Raw genomic sequence first — 21,197 nt, forward strand, 5'->3', positions numbered from 1 at the left:
GCCTGATCGTTGCCGGGCGGGTTTTTCGGTCCTCATTCCGCAGTAACACCCCGGCCATCAGTGCCTGTTCCGCTGCTTCGGTCAGCGGTTCTTCGAGACTGACCCGGTAGGTCTTGGGGCAGTCGGTCCGGGGCGAGGTGACGCGGTGGGACCACTGGCCGTCAGTGGTCAGCAGCAACAGGCCGGTGGTATCCAGGTCCAGCCGTCCGGCCATGTGCAGGTCCCGGGCAAGTTCGGCGGGCAGCAGGTCCAGGGCGGTCGGATGCTCGCTGTCGCTGGTAGCGCTGACCACGCCCATCGGCTTGTTCATCATCAGGTAGCGCTCCCCGGGCAGGGTCAGGACTTCACCATCCAGGGTGACGCGTGCATCATCGGGAATTTTCCGGTTGGCGGTTTTGCAGACGCCACCGTCGACGGTAACGGCGCCGGTGCCAATCGCCCGCTTGGCTTCCTTGCGGGACAGTTCGGTGCAAGTGGCGATGAACTGGTCCAGGCGCAGATTCATCAGCAACTCTGTCCCGGTGCCGGTGAGCTCAGGGTGGCAAGGCAAAGCACCTTGCTCTTGCCGGTCACCCGGGCCCACAGCTGGCTCAGCGCCTGGTCATTGACCGAGGGCCTGGGCAGGCGGCTGCTGGTGAGCGGCAGGAGCTGGCCACCGTTCTCGCGGGCGACCACGAAGGTGAAGGGGTGCGCACCGGGCAGACCCAGGCGGATGTCTGTGGCGGTAATCCGGTCACCGTCGGTGGCATAGTCCAGAAAGCCGCCGGTGAACCATTCCAGGCGACGTACTTCCGGCAGATTGGCCACGGCTTGTGCCAGTTGCGGGTCGCGGGGAAAGGTTTCCAGGGTCAGCGGCTGGTCACCGTCGAGGAAGCCGGTAACGATTTCCACCCGCTGCTCGTCGTTTATGGCGGTGGCCCGCCACAACACAGTATTGAACGGCATCGGCTGGACCATCAGCCGGGCGTTCTCCATTCCAGCCTGTGCCAGCGCGGGCGTGACCCGGTCGGTGATGATCTGTTGCGCGGCCAGGGTCCAGCCGAGATAAACAGTGGAGAGGGCCAGGCCAACGGCAATGGCACGCTGGGCCGGCGGTCGGATCAGGAACAGAATGCAGCCGGCCAGCAGTGGCAGGGTGTAGACCGGGTCGATGATGAAGATGCTGTTGATGGCAACCGGTCCGCCAAACGGCCAGAACAACTGGGTGCCATAGGTGGTAAAGGCGTCCAGTATCGGGTGGGTCAGCAGGATAAGGCCGGTCAGCAGCAGCCATCGTCGGAAGGCCAGCTCGGGCTTCCAGCGCCAGAGTAGCCACGCCAGCAACAGGGCCAGCGGCGCCAGGACCAAGAGCGAGTGGCTGAAACCACGATGCTGGGTGAAGTTGGCTACGGCGGAGCCATAGTCGATGACCACGTCCAGATCGGGCAGTGTGCCGAGCGCACCGCCGATCAGGAGTGCCGAGCGTCCCAGGGTTTTACCCGCAACCGCACCGGCGATGGAGGCTCCAAGGGCAACCTGGGTTATGGAATCCATGACGTTTGTCCGACCTCTGCCTTACGTATCGAATCAGTTACCGGTAGATACGTTCAGTCTGGCCAGAACGGCTTGCCCGGGATAGCCATCGGCAACCATGCCGGAGGCAGCCTGGAACTTGCGAATGGCCGATCGTGTGGCCGGACCGAGGATGCCGTCCGGTTTGCCGGTGTCAAAACCCCGGTCGGTCAGGGCTTCTTGCAGTTCCATGATGTTGTCCCGGGACAGGGCCGGTGCATCCTCCGGCGGCGGGTTCTGCAGCTTGCCGGCACCCGCCACCCGATCCGCCAGGTGGCCGACGGCGATGGCGTAGAATTCGGAACGGTTCCAGCCCATGATCACCCGGAAATTATCGTAGACCAGAAACGCCGGTCCCTGATGCCCCGCAGGCACCACGAGCTTGGCCTTGATGTCGGCGCGGGACAGGCCGTTGCCAAAGGCATCGGTGATGCCCATGTTGCGCCATTCGGTCAGCGCCAGGCGGCGGCCATCGGCCAGGTTGTAATTGAAGTTGTCGGGCAGCAATACCTCGCGCCCCCAGCGGTAGTCCCCGTCCCAGCCCATGGACTGCAGGAATTTTCCGGCAGACATCATGGCATCGGGCAGGCTATTCCAGAGATCCCGGCGACCATCGCCATCGGCGTCCACCGCATGCTGTAGAAAGACCGTGGGCATGAACTGGACGTGCCCCATGGCGCCGGCCCAGGAGCCCTCCATCTGGTCAGCGGGTATCGCGCCCTCATCGATGATGCGCAGGGCGGCGATCAGCTGCTGAGTGAAGAAGGTGCTCCGGCGGGCATCACAGGCGAGAGTGGTCAGGGCGCTGGGCACAGACATCTTGCCGAAGTAGCTGCCGAAATTGGTCTCCAGGCCCCAGAACGCCACCAGATAGGGTGCCGGAACACCGGTTTCATCCGTTACCCGCTCCAGCAGGTCCCGGTGCTCGGCAAGCATCTCCCGGCCCTTGCTGACCCGGGCCTCATTGACCCGACGATTCAGGTAATCGGCGAAGGTGGTGGTGAACTCCGGTTGCCGGCGATCCAGTTCGATCACCCGGTCCAGGTGTTCCACCTGTGCCATTACCTGGCTGGCGGTGGCCTGGCTGACTCCGCCCTCGATAGCCTGTTGCTCGAGCCTGGCCTTGCACTCGACAAACGCCCGCTGGCTGATTGGCTCGGCCTGGTCCTGGGCGAGGGCGGTACCCGTCACCGGAGCCAGGATGCTGGCAATGATCAGGGCCAAGGGCCCGCGGGATGATCTTGAGAGAGTGAAGCGCACTCGATACCTCGAACCGGATAGTCTTGGATGGAAGCTGTTATGGCCATGGTAGCGTGTTTTCAGGGTGTGAAAATACCGCAATGACCAGTAGGGCATGACAATTGTTTAAGCTTCCGGTTCCCCGGGGTGCCGGTTAATCGTTCGCGGTGGTTTCCGGTACCCGCTCGACCAGCCTTTCCCGCGGGAAGTGACAGATGAACTCGCTGCCCTCGCCAATCCGGCTGCGGATCTCCAGGTTACCATCGTGGTTAAGCAGGACGTGCTTGACGATCGCGAGGCCCAGGCCGGTACCGCCGGTATCCTTGTGGCGGCTCGGGTCGGCCCGGTAGAAGCGTTCGGTCAGCCGGGGGATGTGCACCGGGTCGATCCCCATGCCGGTGTCCTTGACCGAAAGGTGCGCGCCCTCTCGGTTGGTGGTCCAGGAAATGGTGAGATGGCCATGGGCCGGGGTGTATTTCACGGCGTTGAACACCAGGTTCGAGAAGGCGCTGCGTAACTGGTTCTCGTCACCCCGCAGTAACCGGTGGTCGGTGATATCGACGGTGAATTCGTGCTGCTTGTCGCCGCTGAGAGCCTTGGCATCGTGGCAGATCTGTTCGATCAGGGCATCGACGTCGGTCAGGGCATCGTCCACTGTCTGTTCGCCGGTCTCGATCCGGGACAGGAGGATCAGGTCGGTGATCAGGGCCTCCATTCGTGAGGACTGGGCGGCCATGGTGTTGATGGCCCGCCGCCACTTGGGGGGTAGTTCGTCGGCGTGGTCCACCAGGGTTTCCAGGTAGCCGCTGATCACCGTCAGCGGGGTGCGCATCTCGTGAGACACGTTGCCGACAAAGTCGCGCCGCATCTGCTCCAGCTGGTAGAGGCGGGTGACATCCTTGGCGACGATCAGCCGGTCGTCATCGCCGAACAGGCTGATCTGGATCTGCAGATGGATGTGGGGCTTGGCCGGAGAGTTGATCTCCAGCGGCTCCCGATAGTCCCGGGAATCAAAGTAGTTCTTGAACACCGGGTTGCGGATCAGGTTGTGGATGTACTGACCCTGGTCGGTATTGCGGCGGAAGCCCAGCAGGTGCTCGGCCGAGCCGTTCCACCACTCCATCGCGCCCCGCGAATCGGTCATGATGACCCCGTCGCGCATGGCGTTGGTGGACTCCTGTACCCGGTTGATCCGCGTCCGCAGCCGGTCCTGGGTGCGCAGGTGGTTCTGGTGCAGCTTGTTCAGGCCATCGAAAATGTCGCCCCACATGCCAATGCTCTGGGGTGCTTCATCAGTGCCACTGGGATTGGCCAGCCAATGATAGAGGCGGCGCGCCTGGACCAGGGTCCACCACAGGTAGACCACCAGCCCGAAGGTCAGGCCCCACAGCGGCCTGTCGAAAATGAAGCCCACCAGCGTGGTAATGGCGAGCCCGGCAATGATTATCCGCAGGTAGCGTGACCAGTTGTGGTGCATCGAAAGCTGCCTTGTGTCGGTTCCGGCCTGATGCAGAATGAGTGGCCGGCAGTGCTTATGCGGCTCTGGTGGAGAAGCGGTAACCGGTTCCCCGAACAGTCTGGATCAGATGGTCGTACCTGTCCCCCAGGGCCTTGCGTAACCGCCGGATGTGGACATCGACGGTGCGCTCCTCGACGTAGACGTTGCCGCCCCAGACCTGGTCCAGAAGCTGGGAGCGAGTATAGACCCGTTCCTGGTGCGTCATGAAGAACTGCAGTAAACGGTATTCGGTCGGACCCATGGTCAGGGCACCTTCCTCGGTGGTGACCCGGTGGCCGACCGGATCCAGGGTCAGCCCCTCCACCTCGATCGGGGTGTCGACTCCGGGCGGGGTGGCGCGGCGCAATACCGCCTTGAGGCGGGCAACCAGCTCGCGGGGGCTGAAGGGTTTGGTGATGTAGTCATCGGCTCCCACTTCCAGGCCCTGGATCTTGTTGTCTTCCTCGACCTTGGCCGTGAGCATGATGATCGGGATGTCGGCGGTGGCCTCGTCTTTCTTCAGTCGCCGGGCCAGCTCGACGCCGCTGGTGCCCGGTAGCATCCAGTCGAGCAGGACCAGATCCGGTTGTTTGTCGACAATCAGGGCATGGGCTTCCCGGGCATCCGCTGCCTCAATGTAGTCGTAATCTGCCATTTCGAGGGCCACGGCAATCATTTCCCGGATGGGGGCCTCGTCATCGACGATCAGGACAGTTTTTCCGTTCATGGTTTGTAACCTGTGTCAGACCTTGATTTGTTGCTGCCTCATTACAACGCCGAAGTATGACAAGTATATGACAGCCTCAGCGGAACAACAGGTCGATCACCAGCCCCGCAAAGACCGCAAAGCCGGCCCAGTTGTTGTTCAGGAAGGCCTTGAAGCAGCCCTCACGAGCCCGATCCCGGGCCAGGTACTGATGATAGGCAAACAGGCCGGCCATGACGGCGACGCCCAGATAGTAGAACACGCCCAACTCCGCCCGGTGGCCAACCATCACCAGGATCAGGATGACCAGGGCCTGGAGCATGCCGATGATGGCCTTGTCGGCATCCCCGAACAGGATGGCCGTGGACTTGATGCCGACCTTGAGGTCATCGTCCCGGTCGACCATGGCGTAGAGGGTGTCATAGGCCACAGTCCAGAGTACGTTGGCGGTGAACAGCAGCCAGGTCAGCTGGCTGAGTTCATTGGCCTCCGCCGCCCAGGCCATGGGAATGGCCCAGGAGAAGGCGGCGCCCAGAAAGAGCTGGGGCAGGTGGGTATAGCGTTTCATGAACGGATAGATGAACGCCAGGATGACCCCGCCAAAGGACAGGTACAGGGTCAGGGTATTGGTGAACAGAACCACCATCAGGAACGAGATCAGGCACAGGGCGGCAAACAGGGCGACTGCCTCCCAGGCCTGGATGCGCCCGGCGGTCAGTGGGCGGTCTTTGGTGCGCTTGACGTGTTTGTCCCAGTCCCGGTCGGCAAAATCATTGATGGCGCAGCCGGCGGCGCGCATGAAGAACACGCCCAGGGTAAAGACGATGATGTTGCCGATACCGGGGTTGCCGTCCCCGGCGAGCCAGAGTGCCCAGTAAGTGGGCCAGAGCAGAAGCAGTGAGCCGATGGGGCGATCGATTCGCAACAGCCTGGCGTAATCGGTCAGGCGGCTCTGGACGTGTTCGGGCATGGCGTTCGGGATCATGGTACGCATCCGGTTGCAGCAAATGGAAAACGGGCAGATCTGCGGATTATAGCCAGCCGGTTCCGACCGGTTAAAGGCCGGGTTCAGGAATACAGGATCGGCAACAGGTATTCGCCCACCAGCAGGGCATGATTCCCGTCATGGAAGATCGAGCGGCGGGCCAGGCGGGGTTGCTCGCTACCCTGCGGAGTACACAGGCCGGTTTCCAGGGGGCCGCGTTGCCAGCGTGGGCTACTGAACAGGTAGGCACCGAGGGGCTTGTTGCCCAGGTTACGCAGGATTCGGTTGCGCCCTTCCAGGCAGTCCAGGGGGATGATGGTACGGGCCAGCACCCAGGGGTGCCCGTCCCCGCAGAGATGGACCTCGCGGATCCACGCCTGCTCGCGCTCGGGTATGGCCAACCGCTGCGCCTCCTCGAGTGTGGGGCGACCGAAGCCTTCGCGCTGGATCTCGACGTGGAAGGATTCGCGGCATTCTTTCTGGAGGGCACGGGTGAACGAACCCTCCAGCTGGAGCCAGTAGCGGGCCGGGCCACGAACCTCCGGGTTACGAAGGCCGGCTGCGGCCAGGGAACGGTACCAGTGGGTCAGAGGAATGCCCGGTTGGTGCTCAGAGTCCCTTGACGGCATAGATCCCGGGGGCGTTGCGCCAATAGCCTTTGTAGTCCATGCCGTAACCGAACAGGAAGCGGTCTTCCACTTCCAGGCCGGTGAAGTCGGCCTTGAGACCTGGGCGGGCCTTGCGATCGTGCTGCTTGTCCACCAGCACCGCGGTCAGGACCTCGGATGCGCCATGGGCCAGGCAGTAGTCCGCAATCGCGCACAGGGTGGTGCCTTCGTCGAGAATGTCATCGACGATCAGCACGGTACGGCCATTCATGTCGGCCTCGGGCTGTAGCTTCCATTCCAGGATGCCGCCCGTGGTTTCCTGGCGGTATCGGGTAGCGTGAAGGTACTCGGCCTGGACCAAGAAGGTCAGCCGGGTCAGCAGTTGGCCGGTGAGGATCAGGCCCCCGTTCATTACACAGAACAGCAGCGGATTACTGTCCTTGAGACGGGCGGTGATGTCGTCAGCCAGATTGCCGATGGCAGCCTGTACCTGCTGTTCGTCAACCAGGCAGTCGGCCTCGGCCATGACCTGGTTCATTTCGGCGACGGTATCGGTCATAACGGTCGGATCCTGTCTAAAACGGGCGATTATACCGGAGTGGCTGGTCAGAAGGGAGGGGCGGTTGTGGGGGCCAATATCTGTATTTATGGCTATTGGCAGAAAACTCTCCGGGTGGCCGTCCGTAATGGCATTGGTGTCCGGGAAGTCGGCCGGTATGATGACCCGTAAAGCCATGGTGGCCTGCCATGACAACTGTTGGTGGCCGGGAACAGGCAAAACAACTTGCGCGTATGATTGTCGGACAATTACTATGCGCCCAGCGATTCATCCACAAGCGAATGTTCGGGGAGAGTATTGATGAAAAAGTGGCAGTGCGTGGTCTGTGGGCTGATCTATGACGAGGCCGAGGGCTGGCCGGAAGATGGTATCGAGCCGGGTACCAAGTGGGAAGATGTGCCCGAGGACTGGGTGTGTCCGGATTGCGGCGTGGGCAAGGAAGACTTCGAGATGATCGAGATCGGTTAACGGACGGGAGTACCGCTATGTCTGAACAGGCCCCCATCGTTATTGTCGGGACCGGTTTGTCCGGCTACTCCCTGGCCCGGGAGCTCCGGAAACAGGATAACGAAAGCCCGGTGATCATGGTTACCGCTGATGACGGCGTCAGCTATTCCAAGCCCATGTTGTCCACAGGATTCACCAAGGGCAAGGATGCCGATGGTCTTGCCCAGGCGTCCACCGAGGCCATGGCGGAGCAGCTCGATGTGCAGCTCCGGACCTTCACCACGGTGACCGGCATCGATCCCGAGGCCCACGAACTGATCCTCGGCGATGAACGGCTGAAGTACAGCAAGCTGGTGCTGGCCTGGGGCGCGGATGTGATTCGCCTGACCATTGCCGGTGATGGCCAGGAGCATGTGTTCTCCATCAATGACCTGATGGACTATCGGGCCTTCCGCGAGGCGCTGGCGGATGGCCAGCGGGTGGCGATCATGGGTGCCGGTCTGATCGGCTGCGAATTTGCCAACGATCTGCGCAATGGCGACTATGAGGTGGACGTTATCGCGCCATCGGAAGTGGTGATGCCGGGCCTGTTGCCGGAACCGGCTGCCAACGCGGTTCAGCAGGAGCTGGAGAACCTGGGCGTCCGGTTTCACCTGGGGACTGTGGTCGAGCGGATCGATCGTCAGAACGGTGGCGTCAGGCTGACCCTTGCCAATGGCGAGAGTCTCGATGCGGACGTTGTCCTTTCCGCCGTTGGTCTTCATCCCCGGACGGGCCTGGCCGAGAGCGCCGGCCTGGATGTCGGCAAGGGTATCCGGGTGAACCGCGCCCTGGAAACCTCGGCCCCGGATGTCTATGCCCTGGGGGATTGCGCCGAGGTGGATGGTCATGTGCTGCTGTATGTACTGCCACTGATGGCCTGTGCCCGGGCGCTGGCCAAAACCCTCACTGGCGAGCGCACGGAGGTGAGCTATGGCACCATGCCGGTGATGATCAAGACCCCCTGCTGCCCGACCGCCGTGTGCCCGCCCCCGTCCGGGGCCGGCGGCCAGTGGGAAGTGGAATCCGAGGGAACCAGTGTGCGTGCCCTGTTCCGCAATGATGCGGGAGAGGTGTTGGGGTTCGCAGTGACGGGTCGCTTCGCCGTGGAAAAACAGGCCCTGGCGAAGGAAGTGCCGCCCATTCACGACTGAGCCTTCCATGGCCTGTGGCAGTGATGTCGTCGCGGGCCATGCCTGCGTGTCATTGCGAAAAAACCGCACTTGGGGTAGAAAACCCCTTCGTGAGCTAATTAACAGGAGCAGGCATGCTAGAAGTCACACAGAAGCTGGTGGAGCTTCTGGATCTTTCCCCCATCGGCGACGATCACTTCCAGGGCGACAGTGAGGACCTGGGGTTTCCCAATGTGTTCGGTGGCCAGGTCCTCGGCCAGGCGCTGATGGCCGCCAGCCGCACCGTTGAGAATCGTCTGTGCCATTCTCTCCATGCCTATTTCCTGCGCCCGGGCAATCACAGCATGCCCATTGACTACGAGGTGCAGCGGGTCCGGGACGGCGGCAGCTTCTCCGTACGCCGGGTGATTGCCCGTCAGGATGGCAAGGAAATCCTGACCGGCTCCATGTCCTTCCAGGGTGAGGAGCCGGGCTTCGAGCACCAGTTCGATATGCCCGATGCGCCCGAGCCGGAAACCCTCAAGTCCGAGCAGGAACTGGGCCGGATCCTGGCTCCGCAAGTGCCCGAGCGCTTCCGGGAGACCCTGACCCGGGATCGACCCATCGAGATCCGCCCGGTGGATCCGGTCAATCCGTTGCAGCCGGAGAAGCGACCGCCCTACAGGCAGAGCTGGTTGCGGGCCCAGGGGCCGCTGCCCGAGGACCCGGTGCTGCACCGGTGCCTGTTGACCTATGCCTCCGATTTCCACTTCCTGGCCACGTCCATGCAGCCCCACGGACTGACCTTCACCAGCAAGAACATGCAGGTGGCCAGCCTGGACCACGCCATCTGGTTCCACCGGGATTTCCGCATGGACGAGTGGCTGCTCTATGACAAGGACAGCCCCAGCACTTCGGGCGGCCGGGGCTTCAACCGGGGTAACTTCTATAACCGGGACGGGGTGCTGGTGGCATCCACCACCCAGGAAGCGCTGATCCGCAAACGTTCCTAACCCAGCTTGCGTGAGGGCTGGCGGCCACTGGCATTGAGCCAGTCCAGGAACTCATTCACAGGCAAAGGCGGTGTGACCAGATAGCCCTGGATCATGTCGCAGCCCATGTCTCTCAACAGATCCGCGGTCGCCTGATCCTCCACACCTTCGGCGACCACCTGATAGCCCAGATTGTGGCACATGTCGATGGTGGTCTGGACAATCACCCGGTCCTCGGCCTGGCTGGGCAGGTCGGTGACCAGGGAGCGGTCGATCTTGATCTCGCTGGCGGGCAGCTGCTTGATGTACGACAGCGAGGAGTAGCCGGAGCCGAAGTCATCGATGGAGACCCGGATTCCGGCGGCGTTCAGGGCGTTGAGGGCTTCCAGCGAGTTGGCCGGGTCCAGCATCATCGAGGTTTCGGTGACCTCGAACGTGACCGCGCCCCGGTGGCCATCGTACCGATTCATCAGGCGCTGCACATAAAGGGAAAAATCCGCCTCCCGCAGGTTGTTGGGCGAGATGTTGGCGGACAGCTCAAGATCCCATCCCTGCTCCAGCAACTGGGTACGAAGGCGCAGTGATTCCTCCAGCACCCAACGGGTCAGCGGCTTGATCAGCCCGGTCTGCTCCGCCAGCCGGACGATTTCGTCCGGGCTTACCGTCTTCTGGCGCCCCGGCCACCGGATCAGCGTCTCCATTCCGACCACCTGACCTGTGACCAGGGATTGCTTGGGTTGCAGGTAGAGCGCCAGCTGGTGGCTGTCCAGGGCCTTGCGCAGTTCCGAAACCATGGTCAGCCGGTCCGCGCTGTAGGCATCCCGGGAAGGCTTGTAATAGGCCATGCCCCGGTCCCGGGCCCGCTCGGAGCCCTCGGCGATGATGGCGCGGCGGATCAGGGTGTTGGCGTCGCTACCGTGGTCGGGGAAGATGGCCACGCCCATGCGCGGGTCCAGCGGAACCTGCATGCCCAGGTAATCGATAGACTGCCGGAAGCTGTCCAGGCCGGTGACCACGGCCCGGGGGGAGGCCTCGGCCAGGGTGGCATCGACAATAAAGCCGAAAGACTGCTGATCCAGGGAAGCCAGGAAGTAGTTGCGCTCATCGGTCTGTTCGACCGGCATGGCCCCCGGTATGGTCTGGACTACCGAGTTGTAGTGCAGGGCCGCCAGTTCCAGGATCCGGTCGGTATTGCGGTGGCCAAGGGTCTTGGTGACTGAGGACAGGTTGTTCAGGTGGACCACGGCAATGCCATAACGTTTTTCGGGATGCCGCATGATCAGGTCATTGAGCATCATCTCGAAGCTGCTGCGGTTCGGCAGGCCGGTAAGGGGATGGTGCAGGGCCTGATCCATCAGCCTCAGTTCCACGCTGCGGCGGGCTTCAAGGGCTCGGAGCTCGGCTTCCCGGGCCAGCACCTTGTCCTGGCGTTCCTGGTAGATCCTGCTCGCCATGGCCAGGGCGAGCAGGACTGCCTGCAGGGCCGAGCCGATCTGCATGGCATAAACATTCAGGAAGCTGTTGGGTAGCAGGCCGTACTTGTTGGCCGCGGTCACGGCACTGCCCAGGGTCAGCGCGCCCCAGGCCAGGGTGTAGTAGATTGCCTGCCGGTTGCCACGAAGCCATTGCTGCGGCCCGAGCAGTGTCAGCAACAGGCAGCTGGGAATGGTCAGGGCCACCACCAGCCGGATGGCGGTGTTGTAGTCGGTCAGGAACGTGGCCAGCGCTGCGATGGTATTGAGGATGATCGCGAAGCTCACCACCCGGGCAGTGGCAGGGCTCTGGTTCTTCAGCTGGAGAAACGCTTGGGCAAACCAGAGCGTGAAGACCATGGCGAAGGGGATGCCCAGCACCATGGACCGGTTCTGTATCTCGGGATTGGCCGGCCACAGCAGCTGGTAAGTAATGCCATTCAGGCTGCCGATGATCACCAGATAGCCCAGGGTGGAGAGCACGTACAGCAGGTAGATTTTTTCCCGCAGCGCAATGAAGATGAACAGGTTGAAGCAGATGACGGTAATCAGGATGCCGTAATAGACGGCATGGATCAGATCCTCGAAAAACGCGTTCTCGAAGAAATCCTTGTCGTGCCACAGGTGCACCGGCACCTGCACGGCTCCGCTGGTGCGGACTTCGAGCAGGATCTGCTGGTTGGCTTCGCGGGCATGGTCAAACCGGAACAGGAAGTTGCGATAGTGCACCGGACGATCAAGGAAGGGGAGTTGGTCGCCGGCGGCGGCCTCGGTTACTACCTCGCCGTTCTCCAGCAGGAAGAAACGGATGTGGTCCAGATGAGCATAACCGATTTCCAGCAGATTGATATTACCCCGTTCGGGAACCGGGAAGCGCAGCCACACGGTTTTGCGCATATAACCGAAGTTCGGGCTCGGATCTTCCAGTGACTGCCAGCCGTCCATTGCCTGGACCTGCGCCGGGGTTGCCGGTGACTCCGGATCGGTCAGCAGGAAGTCCATGGCCGGACGCACGCTGTCGCCGGCAGCAAAGGACGGGGCTGCCAGGAGCGACAGGATCATCAGGGTGATCAAAAGCTGGAGCGGGCGGGTCAGGGTCACAGGTTGTCGCATTTCTTATCGTTGTCTCCCGAGTATGACCCGTCGTTACCGGCGGCTCAAGCGCCGGATCGGCCTTCCACGCGTTTGCAGAGTCCGCTCAGAGTTGTCTGATCCAGTCCCTGACCCAGGGCAGCGCTTCGCTCTCCGGTTCCATGGTTTCCATGGCATCGATGCGCAGGGTGTCTCCCACTTTCCGGGCGGCGGTTTCGTACAGGGCTTCCTCCATCAGCTCGCCGGCGCCACAAAAGGTGTCGCCGTAGGAGCTGTCCCCCAGCACGATGATGCCGAACGGGCGCCCGGGTTGCTGTGGCAACTGCTCTCTCAAGTCGACATAGAAGTGCAGCAGGTTCTCGGGGATCTCGCCCTGGCCCGTGGTGGAAGTGCAGATCAGCAAGGGCTCGTCGTTGGACGTGATATCCGCGAGTTTCGGATTCTCCAGCACGGTGACCTGGTGGCCGTCGGCCTCGAGTTCCTTCCGGATCTCCCGTGCGGTCATCAGGGCGCCGCCGTAAACGCTCCCGACCAGAATTCGGATCGCTGTCATTGTCAGTCCTGTGAAAGTTGCCGTATTCGGACCCTGTGCCCGAGTCGCGCCTGATCATAGCGATCGAGATGCCCGCTCTCAAGCCGGCGAACCCATGGGGTGGTCCTCACCGCGGCTGCGAACCCGTGGCGCGATCCGGTTGCGCCCTGCGTCCTTGGCGTTATAGAGGTTGAGATCGGCCTGTTTGAGCAGTTCATCGATGGAGGCCGCCTTGGCGATGGAGCAGACCCCGGCACTGATGGTGACCGGCAGGCAGTGGCTTTTGAACCGGAAGCGTGCCTGGGCGACCTCCGCCCGCAACCGCTCGGCCAGGGTGAGGGCCTGGAGCAGCGACGTGTCCGGAAGCAGCAGCAGGAATTCCTCGCCGCCCCAGCGGGCGGCCACGTCGGTCTGGCGGACGACGTCCCGCAGCAGGGCCGAAAACTGGCGCAGGACTGCGTCGCCGGCGTCATGGCCGTATTCGTCATTGATGCTTTTGAACAGGTCCAGGTCAATGAGCACGATGGAGAAATGGTGCCCGGCCCGCTGGTACCGTGAAAACTCGCTGGCCAGTCGGTGTTGTATGTCCCGACGGTTGGACAGGCCGGTCAGTTCGTCGGTCCTGGCGGCGTGCTCGTGGGTCACCACCAGTTCCAGCAGTTCATTGCGGGCCCGGAGTCGTCCGGCCTCCAGTACGAAACAGAAGATGGATTCGAAAGTGAGGGTGGCAAAAAAGCGGATCTTGAAGTCACTGGAATACTCCGCAGTGACAAACGGCAGGTCGGGGAACTGGAACACCACCGCGGCCACCAGGTAACAGATGAGCAGAACCACCGTGCCGGCTTTCAGGCTGGTGAGGAAAAACAGTAGCGGTGGAAAGACATAGAACCACAGTGGACCGGTATTGCTCTCGCCGCCCGAGGCGATCAGGTACGCGAACAGCAGGCCCACCACCACAATCAGGCCGCCTTTCTGGCGCACCCCGTTACCGCTCAGGGCAAAGTACACCATGTTCAGTCCCACCAGGACGGAACAGGACCAGAGCACCCAGCTATGCAGCGTGTGGCCGGAATACCATGCCTTGAGCCCGATACCCAGCAGGAAAAGGATGGCCGCGAACGACAGCCACGTCAGCAACCTCGATACCTGCGCATCCTCGCGCGCACCGGCGGCCTGGTGGCTGATGGACTGGGACTGATTCATAGGAGATTCAGGGTTTTATTGTATTTTTTGGCGTCATATCTGGTCATTATGCGCCAATTGGTGGCGCGTTCGCGGTCCTGGATCACAGTTGCGGATGCTGCGTATCCATATGACGGTCAGGTTTCAATTTCGTGACAAAAAAATTATAGTTGCCGCGCGGCCCACCGGCCTGTTTACATTCTGACCAAATGAGACCTGATCTGTTATGGCCCGTTCAACCGGATTCCTGGATACCATCCTCACCAGCCCTTCCACGGAAAGATACAGGGTCGGAATCAGCCTGCTGTTTCTTCTCGGCGTCTGGCTGACTGTAGGTTCTTTCAGCGACGGAATGCCTGGCAGCATGCTGTTGATGGCTGCGGCCGTCATCGGTGGTTACATGGCGATCAACATCGGTGCCAACGACGTGGCCAACAACATGGGCCCGGCGGTGGGCTCCGGAGCGCTGTCCCTGGGGGCGGCGGTCCTGATAGCGGCAGTCTTCGAGGCTGGCGGGGCACTGATTGCCGGGGGTAATGTGGTCTCCACCATCAAGGGCGGCATCATCGATCCGTCCACCCTGGATGATGGCCGGGCCTTTGTCTGGCTGATGACCGCGGCACTGCTGGCGGGTGCCCTGTGGCTGAACCTGGCCACCTGGATGGGCGCGCCGGTATCCACCACCCATTCCATCGTGGGTGGTGTACTGGGTGCCGGTATTGCCGCCGGTGGCTGGGGCATCGCCGACTGGGCAGTGATGGGCAAGATTGCCGCCAGCTGGGTCATTTCGCCGGTACTCGGTGGTGCGCTTGCGGCCCTGTTCCTGTTTGCCATCAAGAAAACCGTGCTCTATCGCCAGGACGTGGTGCCAGCGGCCCGCACCTTTGTTCCCTGGTTGGTGGCCATCATGGCCTGGGCCTTCGGCACCTACCTGATGGTCAAGGGCGTCAAGAAAGTCATCAAGGTGGACTTCCTCGAGGCTTCCCTGGTGGGCCTGGTCGCGGCCGCCGTGGTGTTCGTGATGGTTCGTACCCTCGTCGGCCGCAAGGCCTCCACCATGGAGAACAGCTCCGCCGGCGTAAACACCCTCTTCACCTGGCCGCTGATCTTCGCCGCCGCCCTGCTCAGCTTCGCCCACGGTGCCAACGACGTGGCCAACGCCATCGGTCCGCTGGCGGCCATCAATGATGCCCTGGCAGGCGGGGCCGTCGTTACCTCTGCGGCCATTCCGTTGTGGGTGATGATGGTCGGGGCCCTGGGTATTGCCGTCGGCCTGATGCTATTCGGCCCGCGCCTGATCAAGACCGTGGGCAGCGAGATTACCGAACTGGACAAGACCCGGGCCTTCTGCATCGCCCTGTCTGCAGCACTGACCGTGATCCTGGCTTCCCAGCTGGGCCTGCCGGTCTCCTCCACCCACATTGCCATCGGTGGCGTCTTTGGTGTCGGTTTCCTGCGCGAGTACCTGAAGCGCAACTACGCAACCCAGCTGCACAAGATCATCGAACACCACGACCCGGATGAGCAGGAACGCCTCAAACCCTTCCTGGACGATTTCCGCAATGCCTCTGTGGAAGAGATGGAGAGTCTCCTCAAGCAGGCGAAGAAAGATAAGCAGCAGGTGCCACTGTCCAAAGCCGAGCGCAAGCGTCTAAAAAAGATCTACAGGGAAGAAATGGTCAAGCGCTCACACCTGGTGAAGATTGCCGCAGCCTGGATCATTACCGTGCCGGCCTCTGCCATCATGGCCGCGATCCTGTTCTTTACCCTCCGGGGCTTGTTGATCTGACCGGGCTGGTTGTATAAAGCCAGTTTGGTCATACTATCCGAAAAGGGGGTGTTTCACCCCCGAGCCTATCTGTCCGGGGAGTGAAGTATGAGTTCATCTGTTGAAAGCCGTCAGGCCAAGATGATTGACGAGCTCAGGACCTTCATCAAGAAGGTCCTGAGCGATCCGACCATTGCGGTGAAATCGATGGAGATTGCCCGCAAGCACCGTGGCCAGCCCAACGCCAACGAGCTGATTGCCCAGGAAATCAGTGCCAGCACCAATATCCGGATTCCGGAGAACTGGAGCGAGGCGGACAAGATGTTTCTGGATATCATCCACGATGTGCTGGATGACGAAGAGGCGCTTTACTGAGATTGTCCTAAACTCGGGGTCTCAAGCCTCGGGGAGGAGCCAGCAGGGTGGACGTTTCGAAAACACGCTCCTTGCGGCACGTCCCTGTGACGCTTGGGCTCCGCCATCCCTGGCTCCGCACAGTTTTCGAAACGTCCACCCTACTGTCTCACCAGATTTTTGGAATAGCCTTCAGGCCTGCCTGGCGTTTGGAGTGGTCTGTCTTAATACAGCATCTGCCATCTGATGGAGAATGCTGATCTCATCCTCAATTCCCTCATCCCATGACAGTTCACGTTGTTCGGCCAGAATGTCGGCCAGAATTTCCTTGGTAGTCAGCGGGTTGGCCAGCACCACCCGGAAGACGATGCACGGGAAGTGGTAGTAACGGGCCGGCTCCAGCCGGGTCCGGGAGACGAACGCCTTGCCCCGCTCACGCTGGGTTTTCTGGATGAACTTGGTGATCCGGTTCAGGCAGGTGTTCAGCTTTTCCGCCTGTAGCTCGTCCGCCACCGCCAGTGCCTGCTGCACGTCCTCGGGGCAGTAGCGGTAGGTGAGGATGTTCAGCTCCGGCTTGGTCACCAGTTCGAAATCCGGCTCCGCGTTGATCATGTCGGCAAAGGTGTGGGCTTTGTCGATGCCCTGATCAATCAGGATCTCGTAGCCCTCGCGGCCGAGGATCTTCAGGCCGGAGTGGATCAGCATGGACATGCCCGGCCGGGAGCCTTCCAGAGTGGTGCTGCCCAGGTCCCGTGAGCCCTTGCGGATGATGTACTGGGCATGGTGCTCTACCGCGGTTGGCAAGGTAGGGTCCTTGAACACCACCAGGCCGGCACCCATGGGCACGTACAGCTGTTTGTGGGCGTCGAAGGTGACGGAGTCCGCTTTCTCGATGCCGCGCATGAGGGGCTTGTAGGTGCGGGAAAACAGGGTCGGCCCGCCCCAGGCGGCATCTACGTGGAAGTGGGCGCCGAATTCCCGGGCAATGTCGGCCACCGCATCCAGCGGGTCCACATTGCCGGTTTCGGTGGTGCCGGCCACGCCGCAAATGGCCATGACCTTGATCTTCTGCTTCTGTAATTCCAGGCACTTGTCCCGCAGGGCATCCGGCTGGATACGGTTCTCGTCATCGGTACCCACCGGCACAAGGGCATCGCGGCCGAGGCCGAGTACGTCGGCGGCCTTTCGCAGGGAGTAGTGGCCCCGACGGGACACCAGGATGGCAGCACCTTCATAACCATAGTATTTCAGGGCCCGGAACAGACCTTCCCGGTGCAGACCACGGAAGCTACCCTCCGCCGGGAAGGCGCGGTTGCGTGCGACCCACAGGGCGGTCAGGTTGGCAATGGTGCCGCCGGAGCACATGACGCCCAGGGTGTGGCGGGGATCGTGCATCCACTTGCGGTAGAAGGAGCCATCTTCCTGGTACACCAGCCGGTGAATCATGCCCAGTACCTGGCGTTCCATGGGCGTAAAGGCCTTGGAGGTTTCGGTCTTCACCAGGTTCTGGTTCAGGGCGATCATGATCTTGGACAGCGGCAGCATGAAGTACGGCAGCGCCGAGGTCATGTGTCCTATGAAGGCCGGGGATGCCGTGTGTACGGAGTTGGCCACGAGCTTGTCCAGCAGGAACTGGGCCTGCTCGGACACGAACACGGGTTTCTCCGGGATGTTGTACTCGGCGAAGTCTTTCTCGACTTCCGAGAGGTCCCGCTCGACCGCAACGATATGCTCCTGCAGGAACCCTGCAAGGTTGCGGGAGATGTCCTGGTCGATTCGGCTGAGAGTGGATTCCGGTGCCTCGGGCACGGTGAATACACGGTACATCGCCTCGACCGAGGCCTGGGCGGATTTTTTCTTTCCGGTCATAGGCACCACACAGAATCAGTGGTCGTCCGCGGGGCTGGTTCCGGATGCCCCCCGGATTCGTCCGGCATCATGTCCGGCATTGGCAAAACTGTAAACCTGCATCTGGCAGGTGCGCTGACGTCCCTGAGGGGCGGTAGTATACGGCCTCGCAGGCGGCTGCGCCACACGCCACTGCTCCGGACCCCGTGCAGTCAGAGAATTTCCCGCTGCACTTCCAGTATGGCAGCATCGATGCGGTCCTGAATGGCTTTTTCAACCAGGTCCAGGCGTTGGCTGATCTGCTGGGAGGAGGTGCCCAGGGCGGCGATGGTCCAGGTGGCGCAGTCGAGGGCCTCAAGGTCAGCGGTCTCGGCCACCGCCAGGTCGGGTTCCTTGCCCCAGACGGCCCGCAGTGCGGTGAACACCTTGCGTTTGGCTTTCAGGTCTTCGCAGCCGTAGAGCTGGAAGTGCAGGGTCATCACACCCACATGGGGGGTGATGACGGGCTGCTGGCGGTTGCTTTCGTTGAGCAATTTTCGGAGTGCTTCTGACATAGGTGTTCCGGCTAAGGTGCAGGATCCGGCGAGGAATGGCTTTCCAAAACCCGCTCCTTCGGCACGTCCATGTGACGCTTGAGCTCCGCCATCCATGGCTCCGCACAGTTTTGGAAAGCCATTCCCCACCGGATCCCCAACAAATCAGGTGGAGTCCCCCGGGCAGTTTGTAATCACGCCCCGGGCAACATCCGATTAGCCTACTACAGGGGTGGCACGTTTGATAATGGCCGCGGCGTCGGTGCCCGAGGGCAGGTTGCCGTAGTTCATGCCGCCGTTACTTGCCAGCCGCGAGGCGCAGAAGGCATCAGCCACGGCGCTGGGGGCGTTGCGGATCAGCAGTGAGGCTTGCAGGGCCAGGGCCATGCGATCCACCAGGTTGCGGGCGCGGTACTGGAAATCGCTGATGTCGGCGAAGTCGTTCTGCAGCTGGGCCAGGAAGTGGTCGAAGCGGGCGTCGGTGCCTTTGGCCTCGGCGGCCTCGCGGAAGAAGGCGTCGAGGGTGTCGGGTTCTTTCTGCATGGCCCGGAGGGTGTCCAGGCACTGGACGTTGCCGCTGCCTTCCCAGATGGCGTTGACCGGGGATTCCCGGAACAGGCGGGGCATGATGCAGTCTTCCATCACGCCGCTACCGCCGATGCATTCCATGGCCTCGTAGGCATGGTTGGGGGTGCGTTTGCAGATCCAGTATTTGCCGACCGGGGTGGCCAGGCGGGCCAGCAGGCGTTCGTGTTCCTGGTCCTGGTTGTCCAGGGCGCGGGCGATGCGCATGGTGTAGGCCAGCGCCGCTTCGCTTTCCAGGGCGAGGTCGGCCAGGACGTTCTGCATCAGCGGCTGGTCAATCAAGCGGTTACCGAAGGCACTGCGGTGGCGGCAGTGGTGGGTGGCCTGGGCTACGGCCTGGCGCATGCCGGCGGAGCTGCCGATCATGCAGTCGAAGCGGGTCATGGCGACCATCTCGATGATGGTGGGTACGCCTCGGCCTTCCTCGCCGACCATCCAGGCCAGGGCGCCGCGCAGTTCCGCTTCGCTGGAGGCGTTGGCGATATTGCCCATCTTGTTCTTCAGACGCTGCACCTGCCAGGGGTTCTTGGTCCCGTCCGGGCGCCAGCGGGGCATCAGGAAGCAGGACAGTCCGCCCGGTGCCTGGGCCAGGACCAGGAAGGCGTCGCACATGGGGGCGGAGACGAACCACTTGTGGCCCACCAGTTCGTAGGCCTGGCCGGGACCTTCGGTGCCGACCGGGTAGGCAAGGGTGCTGTTGGCCCGGACATCGCTGCCGCCCTGTTTCTCGGTCATGGCCATGCCGATGGTGACGGAGGCCTTCTCAGTGTGCGGCACGTTGCGGGGATCGTAGCTGTTGGCCAGGATTTTCTGTTCCCATTCCCGGGCCAGTTCCGGTTGTTTGCGGATCGAGGGGATGGCGGCAAAGGTCATGGTGACCGGGCAGCAGTGGGCCGCCTCGACCTGGGAGTGCATGTAATACCGGGCGGCGCGGGTAACATGGGCGCCGGTGCCGGGGTTGGTCCAGGGGCTGCTGTGCAGGCCGTTTTCCAGGGCGATGCGCATCAGTTCGTGGTAGGACGGATGGAAGTCCACCTCGTCGATGCGATGGCCGAACCGGTCGTGGGTATTGAACACCGGTTTGTTGGTGTTGGCTCGAAAACCGAGATCGATGGTGGCAGCCTTGCCCGCCAGATCGCCAAAGGCGCGCAGGGTCTCCACGGCGTGGCCGGCGCCTTCCCGTTCCGCGGCCTCCCGGAGGGCCTTGTCGTGGTCGAACAGGTTGTAGTTCTCAAGTGCCGGCGGCTGGTTGGTGACTTCATGGGTCACCGCAAGGTAGCGGTCCCCGGTGTAGGGTGCGCTCACTTCGGGCTTGGACTGACGGGCGGTCATGGCTACCTCCTGGTGCCGGTCAACCCCTGCATGCAAAAGCGGATGATGGAGTCGACCAGTTTGTCTTTGTCGATATCGGCAATGGTTATCTGGCCGGCCAGTGTCGGTGACAGCGGGCCCACCAGGCTTTCGGCAATGGCGCCGACCAGACAGGTACTGCTCTGGCGGGCGTCCTGATCCGGAATGCAGCCTTCTTCGATGCCGTCCCGGATCGCCTTTTCAAACAGTTCGGCGTAGGCCCTGCGGTAGACCAGCCGTTCTTCTTCCAGTTTCGGGTCCACCGGTTCGGCGATCAGCGCCCAGGCCATCATCGGCCCGCGCATGGCCCGTTCCGCAAACTGGCGGAGCGCGGCTTCGAGCCTGACGGCGGCATCACCGTCGGTGTCCAGGGCTTCCGCGACCTTGTCCACCTCACGCTGGGTGGCGGTCCGGAATATTTCCGCAAACAGGTCCTCTCTGGATTCGAAATGCCGGTAAATAGTTCCCGTGGCAACGCCGGCCAGGCCCGCAATTCGGGTGATACGGGCACTCCGGAACCCTCCATTGGCGACGCATTCGTAGGTGCAATCGATGATGCGTTGGCGTGCCTGCGCCTTGCGCTGGCGCATTTTCTCCGTTTCGCGATAGGCCATGCCGGCTCCTTATAAGTAGTGAATCATCATTCATTTCTTGTGTCAACGAATGGGGGTGCGCGTCCCCTTTCATTTTGCCATGTAAAATCATGGTCTTACTTTCGGTTACAAAAATTTACAAAAAAGACATT

The 21,197-nt window shown here is 62.0% G+C and carries 20 protein-coding genes; 5 read left to right on the forward strand and 15 right to left on the reverse strand.

From position 1 onward, the window contains the following. From ACESMW_RS14055 to ACESMW_RS14090, 8 genes are all read right to left on the reverse strand, one after another. A partial coding sequence (locus ACESMW_RS14055) for a pseudouridine synthase (RefSeq protein WP_372987647.1) occupies positions 1 to 505 on the reverse strand: 505 nt, incomplete at its 3' end. Beyond that, positions 505 to 1,533, reverse strand: coding sequence for a metal-dependent hydrolase (locus ACESMW_RS14060; RefSeq protein ID WP_372987648.1), 1,029 nt, complete (start codon positions 1,531 to 1,533; stop codon positions 505 to 507). The genes ACESMW_RS14060 and ACESMW_RS14055, both read right to left, overlap by 1 nt. Positions 1,534 to 1,566: 33 nt before the next feature. Further along, positions 1,567 to 2,775, reverse strand: coding sequence for a lytic murein transglycosylase (locus ACESMW_RS14065; protein WP_372987649.1), 1,209 nt, complete (start codon positions 2,773 to 2,775; stop codon positions 1,567 to 1,569). 169 nt (positions 2,776 to 2,944) lie between these two features. After that, positions 2,945 to 4,267, reverse strand: coding sequence for a phosphate regulon sensor histidine kinase PhoR (gene phoR / locus ACESMW_RS14070; RefSeq protein ID WP_372987650.1), 1,323 nt, complete (start codon positions 4,265 to 4,267; stop codon positions 2,945 to 2,947). Between the two features lie 55 nt (positions 4,268 to 4,322). Next, a complete protein-coding gene (gene phoB, locus ACESMW_RS14075; protein WP_372987651.1) occupies positions 4,323 to 5,015 on the reverse strand; it encodes a phosphate regulon transcriptional regulator PhoB in 693 nt (230 codons plus the stop codon). A 76-nt stretch (positions 5,016 to 5,091) separates the two neighbouring features. Next, positions 5,092 to 5,979, reverse strand: a complete 888-nt coding sequence (ubiA, locus tag ACESMW_RS14080; RefSeq protein WP_372987652.1) for a 4-hydroxybenzoate octaprenyltransferase — start codon at positions 5,977 to 5,979, stop codon at positions 5,092 to 5,094. 83 nt (positions 5,980 to 6,062) lie between these two features. After that, the gene (locus ACESMW_RS14085; RefSeq protein ID WP_372987653.1) at positions 6,063 to 6,608 is read right to left on the reverse strand and encodes a chorismate--pyruvate lyase family protein; all 546 of its coding nucleotides are present in this window, start codon (positions 6,606 to 6,608) and stop codon (positions 6,063 to 6,065) included. Next, positions 6,589 to 7,146 carry a hypoxanthine-guanine phosphoribosyltransferase gene (locus tag ACESMW_RS14090; RefSeq protein ID WP_372987654.1) on the reverse strand — a complete coding sequence of 186 codons (558 nt, stop codon included), beginning with the start codon at positions 7,144 to 7,146 and terminating at the stop codon, positions 6,589 to 6,591. Before ACESMW_RS14090 ends, ACESMW_RS14085 begins: the two co-directional genes overlap by 20 nt. Positions 7,147 to 7,446: 300 nt before the next feature. Here ACESMW_RS14090 and ACESMW_RS14095 point away from each other — a divergent pair, with 300 nt between their 5' ends. The 3 genes from ACESMW_RS14095 (at position 7,447) to tesB (ending at position 9,757) form a co-directional block, all read left to right on the forward strand. Beyond that, on the forward strand, positions 7,447 to 7,614 hold the full coding sequence (locus ACESMW_RS14095; protein ID WP_008173532.1) for a rubredoxin: 168 nt from the start codon (positions 7,447 to 7,449) through the stop codon (positions 7,612 to 7,614). Between the two features lie 17 nt (positions 7,615 to 7,631). Then, entirely contained in the window at positions 7,632 to 8,786 is a 1,155-nt protein-coding gene (locus ACESMW_RS14100; RefSeq protein ID WP_372987655.1) for an NAD(P)/FAD-dependent oxidoreductase, read from the forward strand. Positions 8,787 to 8,899: 113 nt separating this feature from the next. After that, positions 8,900 to 9,757 carry an acyl-CoA thioesterase II gene (tesB, locus tag ACESMW_RS14105; protein ID WP_372987656.1) on the forward strand — a complete coding sequence of 286 codons (858 nt, stop codon included), beginning with the start codon at positions 8,900 to 8,902 and terminating at the stop codon, positions 9,755 to 9,757. Here tesB and ACESMW_RS14110 read toward each other — a convergent pair. From ACESMW_RS14110 to ACESMW_RS14120, 3 genes are all read right to left on the reverse strand, one after another. Beyond that, entirely contained in the window at positions 9,754 to 12,321 is a 2,568-nt protein-coding gene (locus ACESMW_RS14110; RefSeq protein WP_372987657.1) for an EAL domain-containing protein, read from the reverse strand. The two genes, tesB and ACESMW_RS14110, sit on opposite strands and share 4 nt — an antisense overlap. Positions 12,322 to 12,406: 85 nt before the next feature. Next, positions 12,407 to 12,853, reverse strand: a complete 447-nt coding sequence (locus tag ACESMW_RS14115; protein ID WP_372987658.1) for a flavodoxin — start codon at positions 12,851 to 12,853, stop codon at positions 12,407 to 12,409. Positions 12,854 to 12,931: 78 nt separating this feature from the next. Next, complete coding sequence (locus ACESMW_RS14120) at positions 12,932 to 14,035, reverse strand: GGDEF domain-containing protein (protein ID WP_372987659.1); 1,104 nt, start codon at positions 14,033 to 14,035, stop codon at positions 12,932 to 12,934. Between the two features lie 205 nt (positions 14,036 to 14,240). Between ACESMW_RS14120 and ACESMW_RS14125 the strand changes: the two genes are divergently transcribed. Both ACESMW_RS14125 and ACESMW_RS14130 read left to right on the forward strand, forming a co-directional pair. Then, a complete protein-coding gene (locus ACESMW_RS14125; RefSeq protein WP_372987660.1) occupies positions 14,241 to 15,803 on the forward strand; it encodes an inorganic phosphate transporter in 1,563 nt (520 codons plus the stop codon). A gap of 87 nt (positions 15,804 to 15,890) precedes the next feature. Next, positions 15,891 to 16,157 (forward strand): hypothetical protein, encoded by a 267-nt coding sequence (locus ACESMW_RS14130; RefSeq protein WP_372987661.1) that lies wholly within the window; start codon positions 15,891 to 15,893, stop codon positions 16,155 to 16,157. Positions 16,158 to 16,328: 171 nt separating this feature from the next. Here the strand turns inward: ACESMW_RS14130 and panP are convergent, their stop codons facing one another. The 4 genes from panP to ACESMW_RS14150 all read right to left on the reverse strand — a co-directional run bounded on the left by panP (position 16,329) and on the right by ACESMW_RS14150 (position 21,066). After that, positions 16,329 to 18,005: a pyridoxal-dependent aspartate 1-decarboxylase PanP gene (gene panP / locus ACESMW_RS14135; RefSeq protein ID WP_372987662.1), complete on the reverse strand. Its 1,677-nt coding sequence runs from the start codon at positions 18,003 to 18,005 to the stop codon at positions 16,329 to 16,331. A 191-nt stretch (positions 18,006 to 18,196) separates the two neighbouring features. Next, positions 18,197 to 18,538: a DUF503 domain-containing protein gene (locus tag ACESMW_RS14140; RefSeq protein WP_372987663.1), complete on the reverse strand. Its 342-nt coding sequence runs from the start codon at positions 18,536 to 18,538 to the stop codon at positions 18,197 to 18,199. Between the two features lie 195 nt (positions 18,539 to 18,733). Next, a complete protein-coding gene (locus ACESMW_RS14145; protein ID WP_372987664.1) occupies positions 18,734 to 20,434 on the reverse strand; it encodes an acyl-CoA dehydrogenase family protein in 1,701 nt (566 codons plus the stop codon). Between the two features lie 2 nt (positions 20,435 to 20,436). Then, entirely contained in the window at positions 20,437 to 21,066 is a 630-nt protein-coding gene (locus tag ACESMW_RS14150) for a TetR/AcrR family transcriptional regulator (RefSeq protein WP_372987665.1), read from the reverse strand. Positions 21,067 to 21,197 lie beyond the last annotated feature (131 nt).

The organism is Marinobacter sp., from assembly GCF_041690455.1.
GTDB lineage: Bacteria > Pseudomonadota > Gammaproteobacteria > Pseudomonadales > Oleiphilaceae > Marinobacter.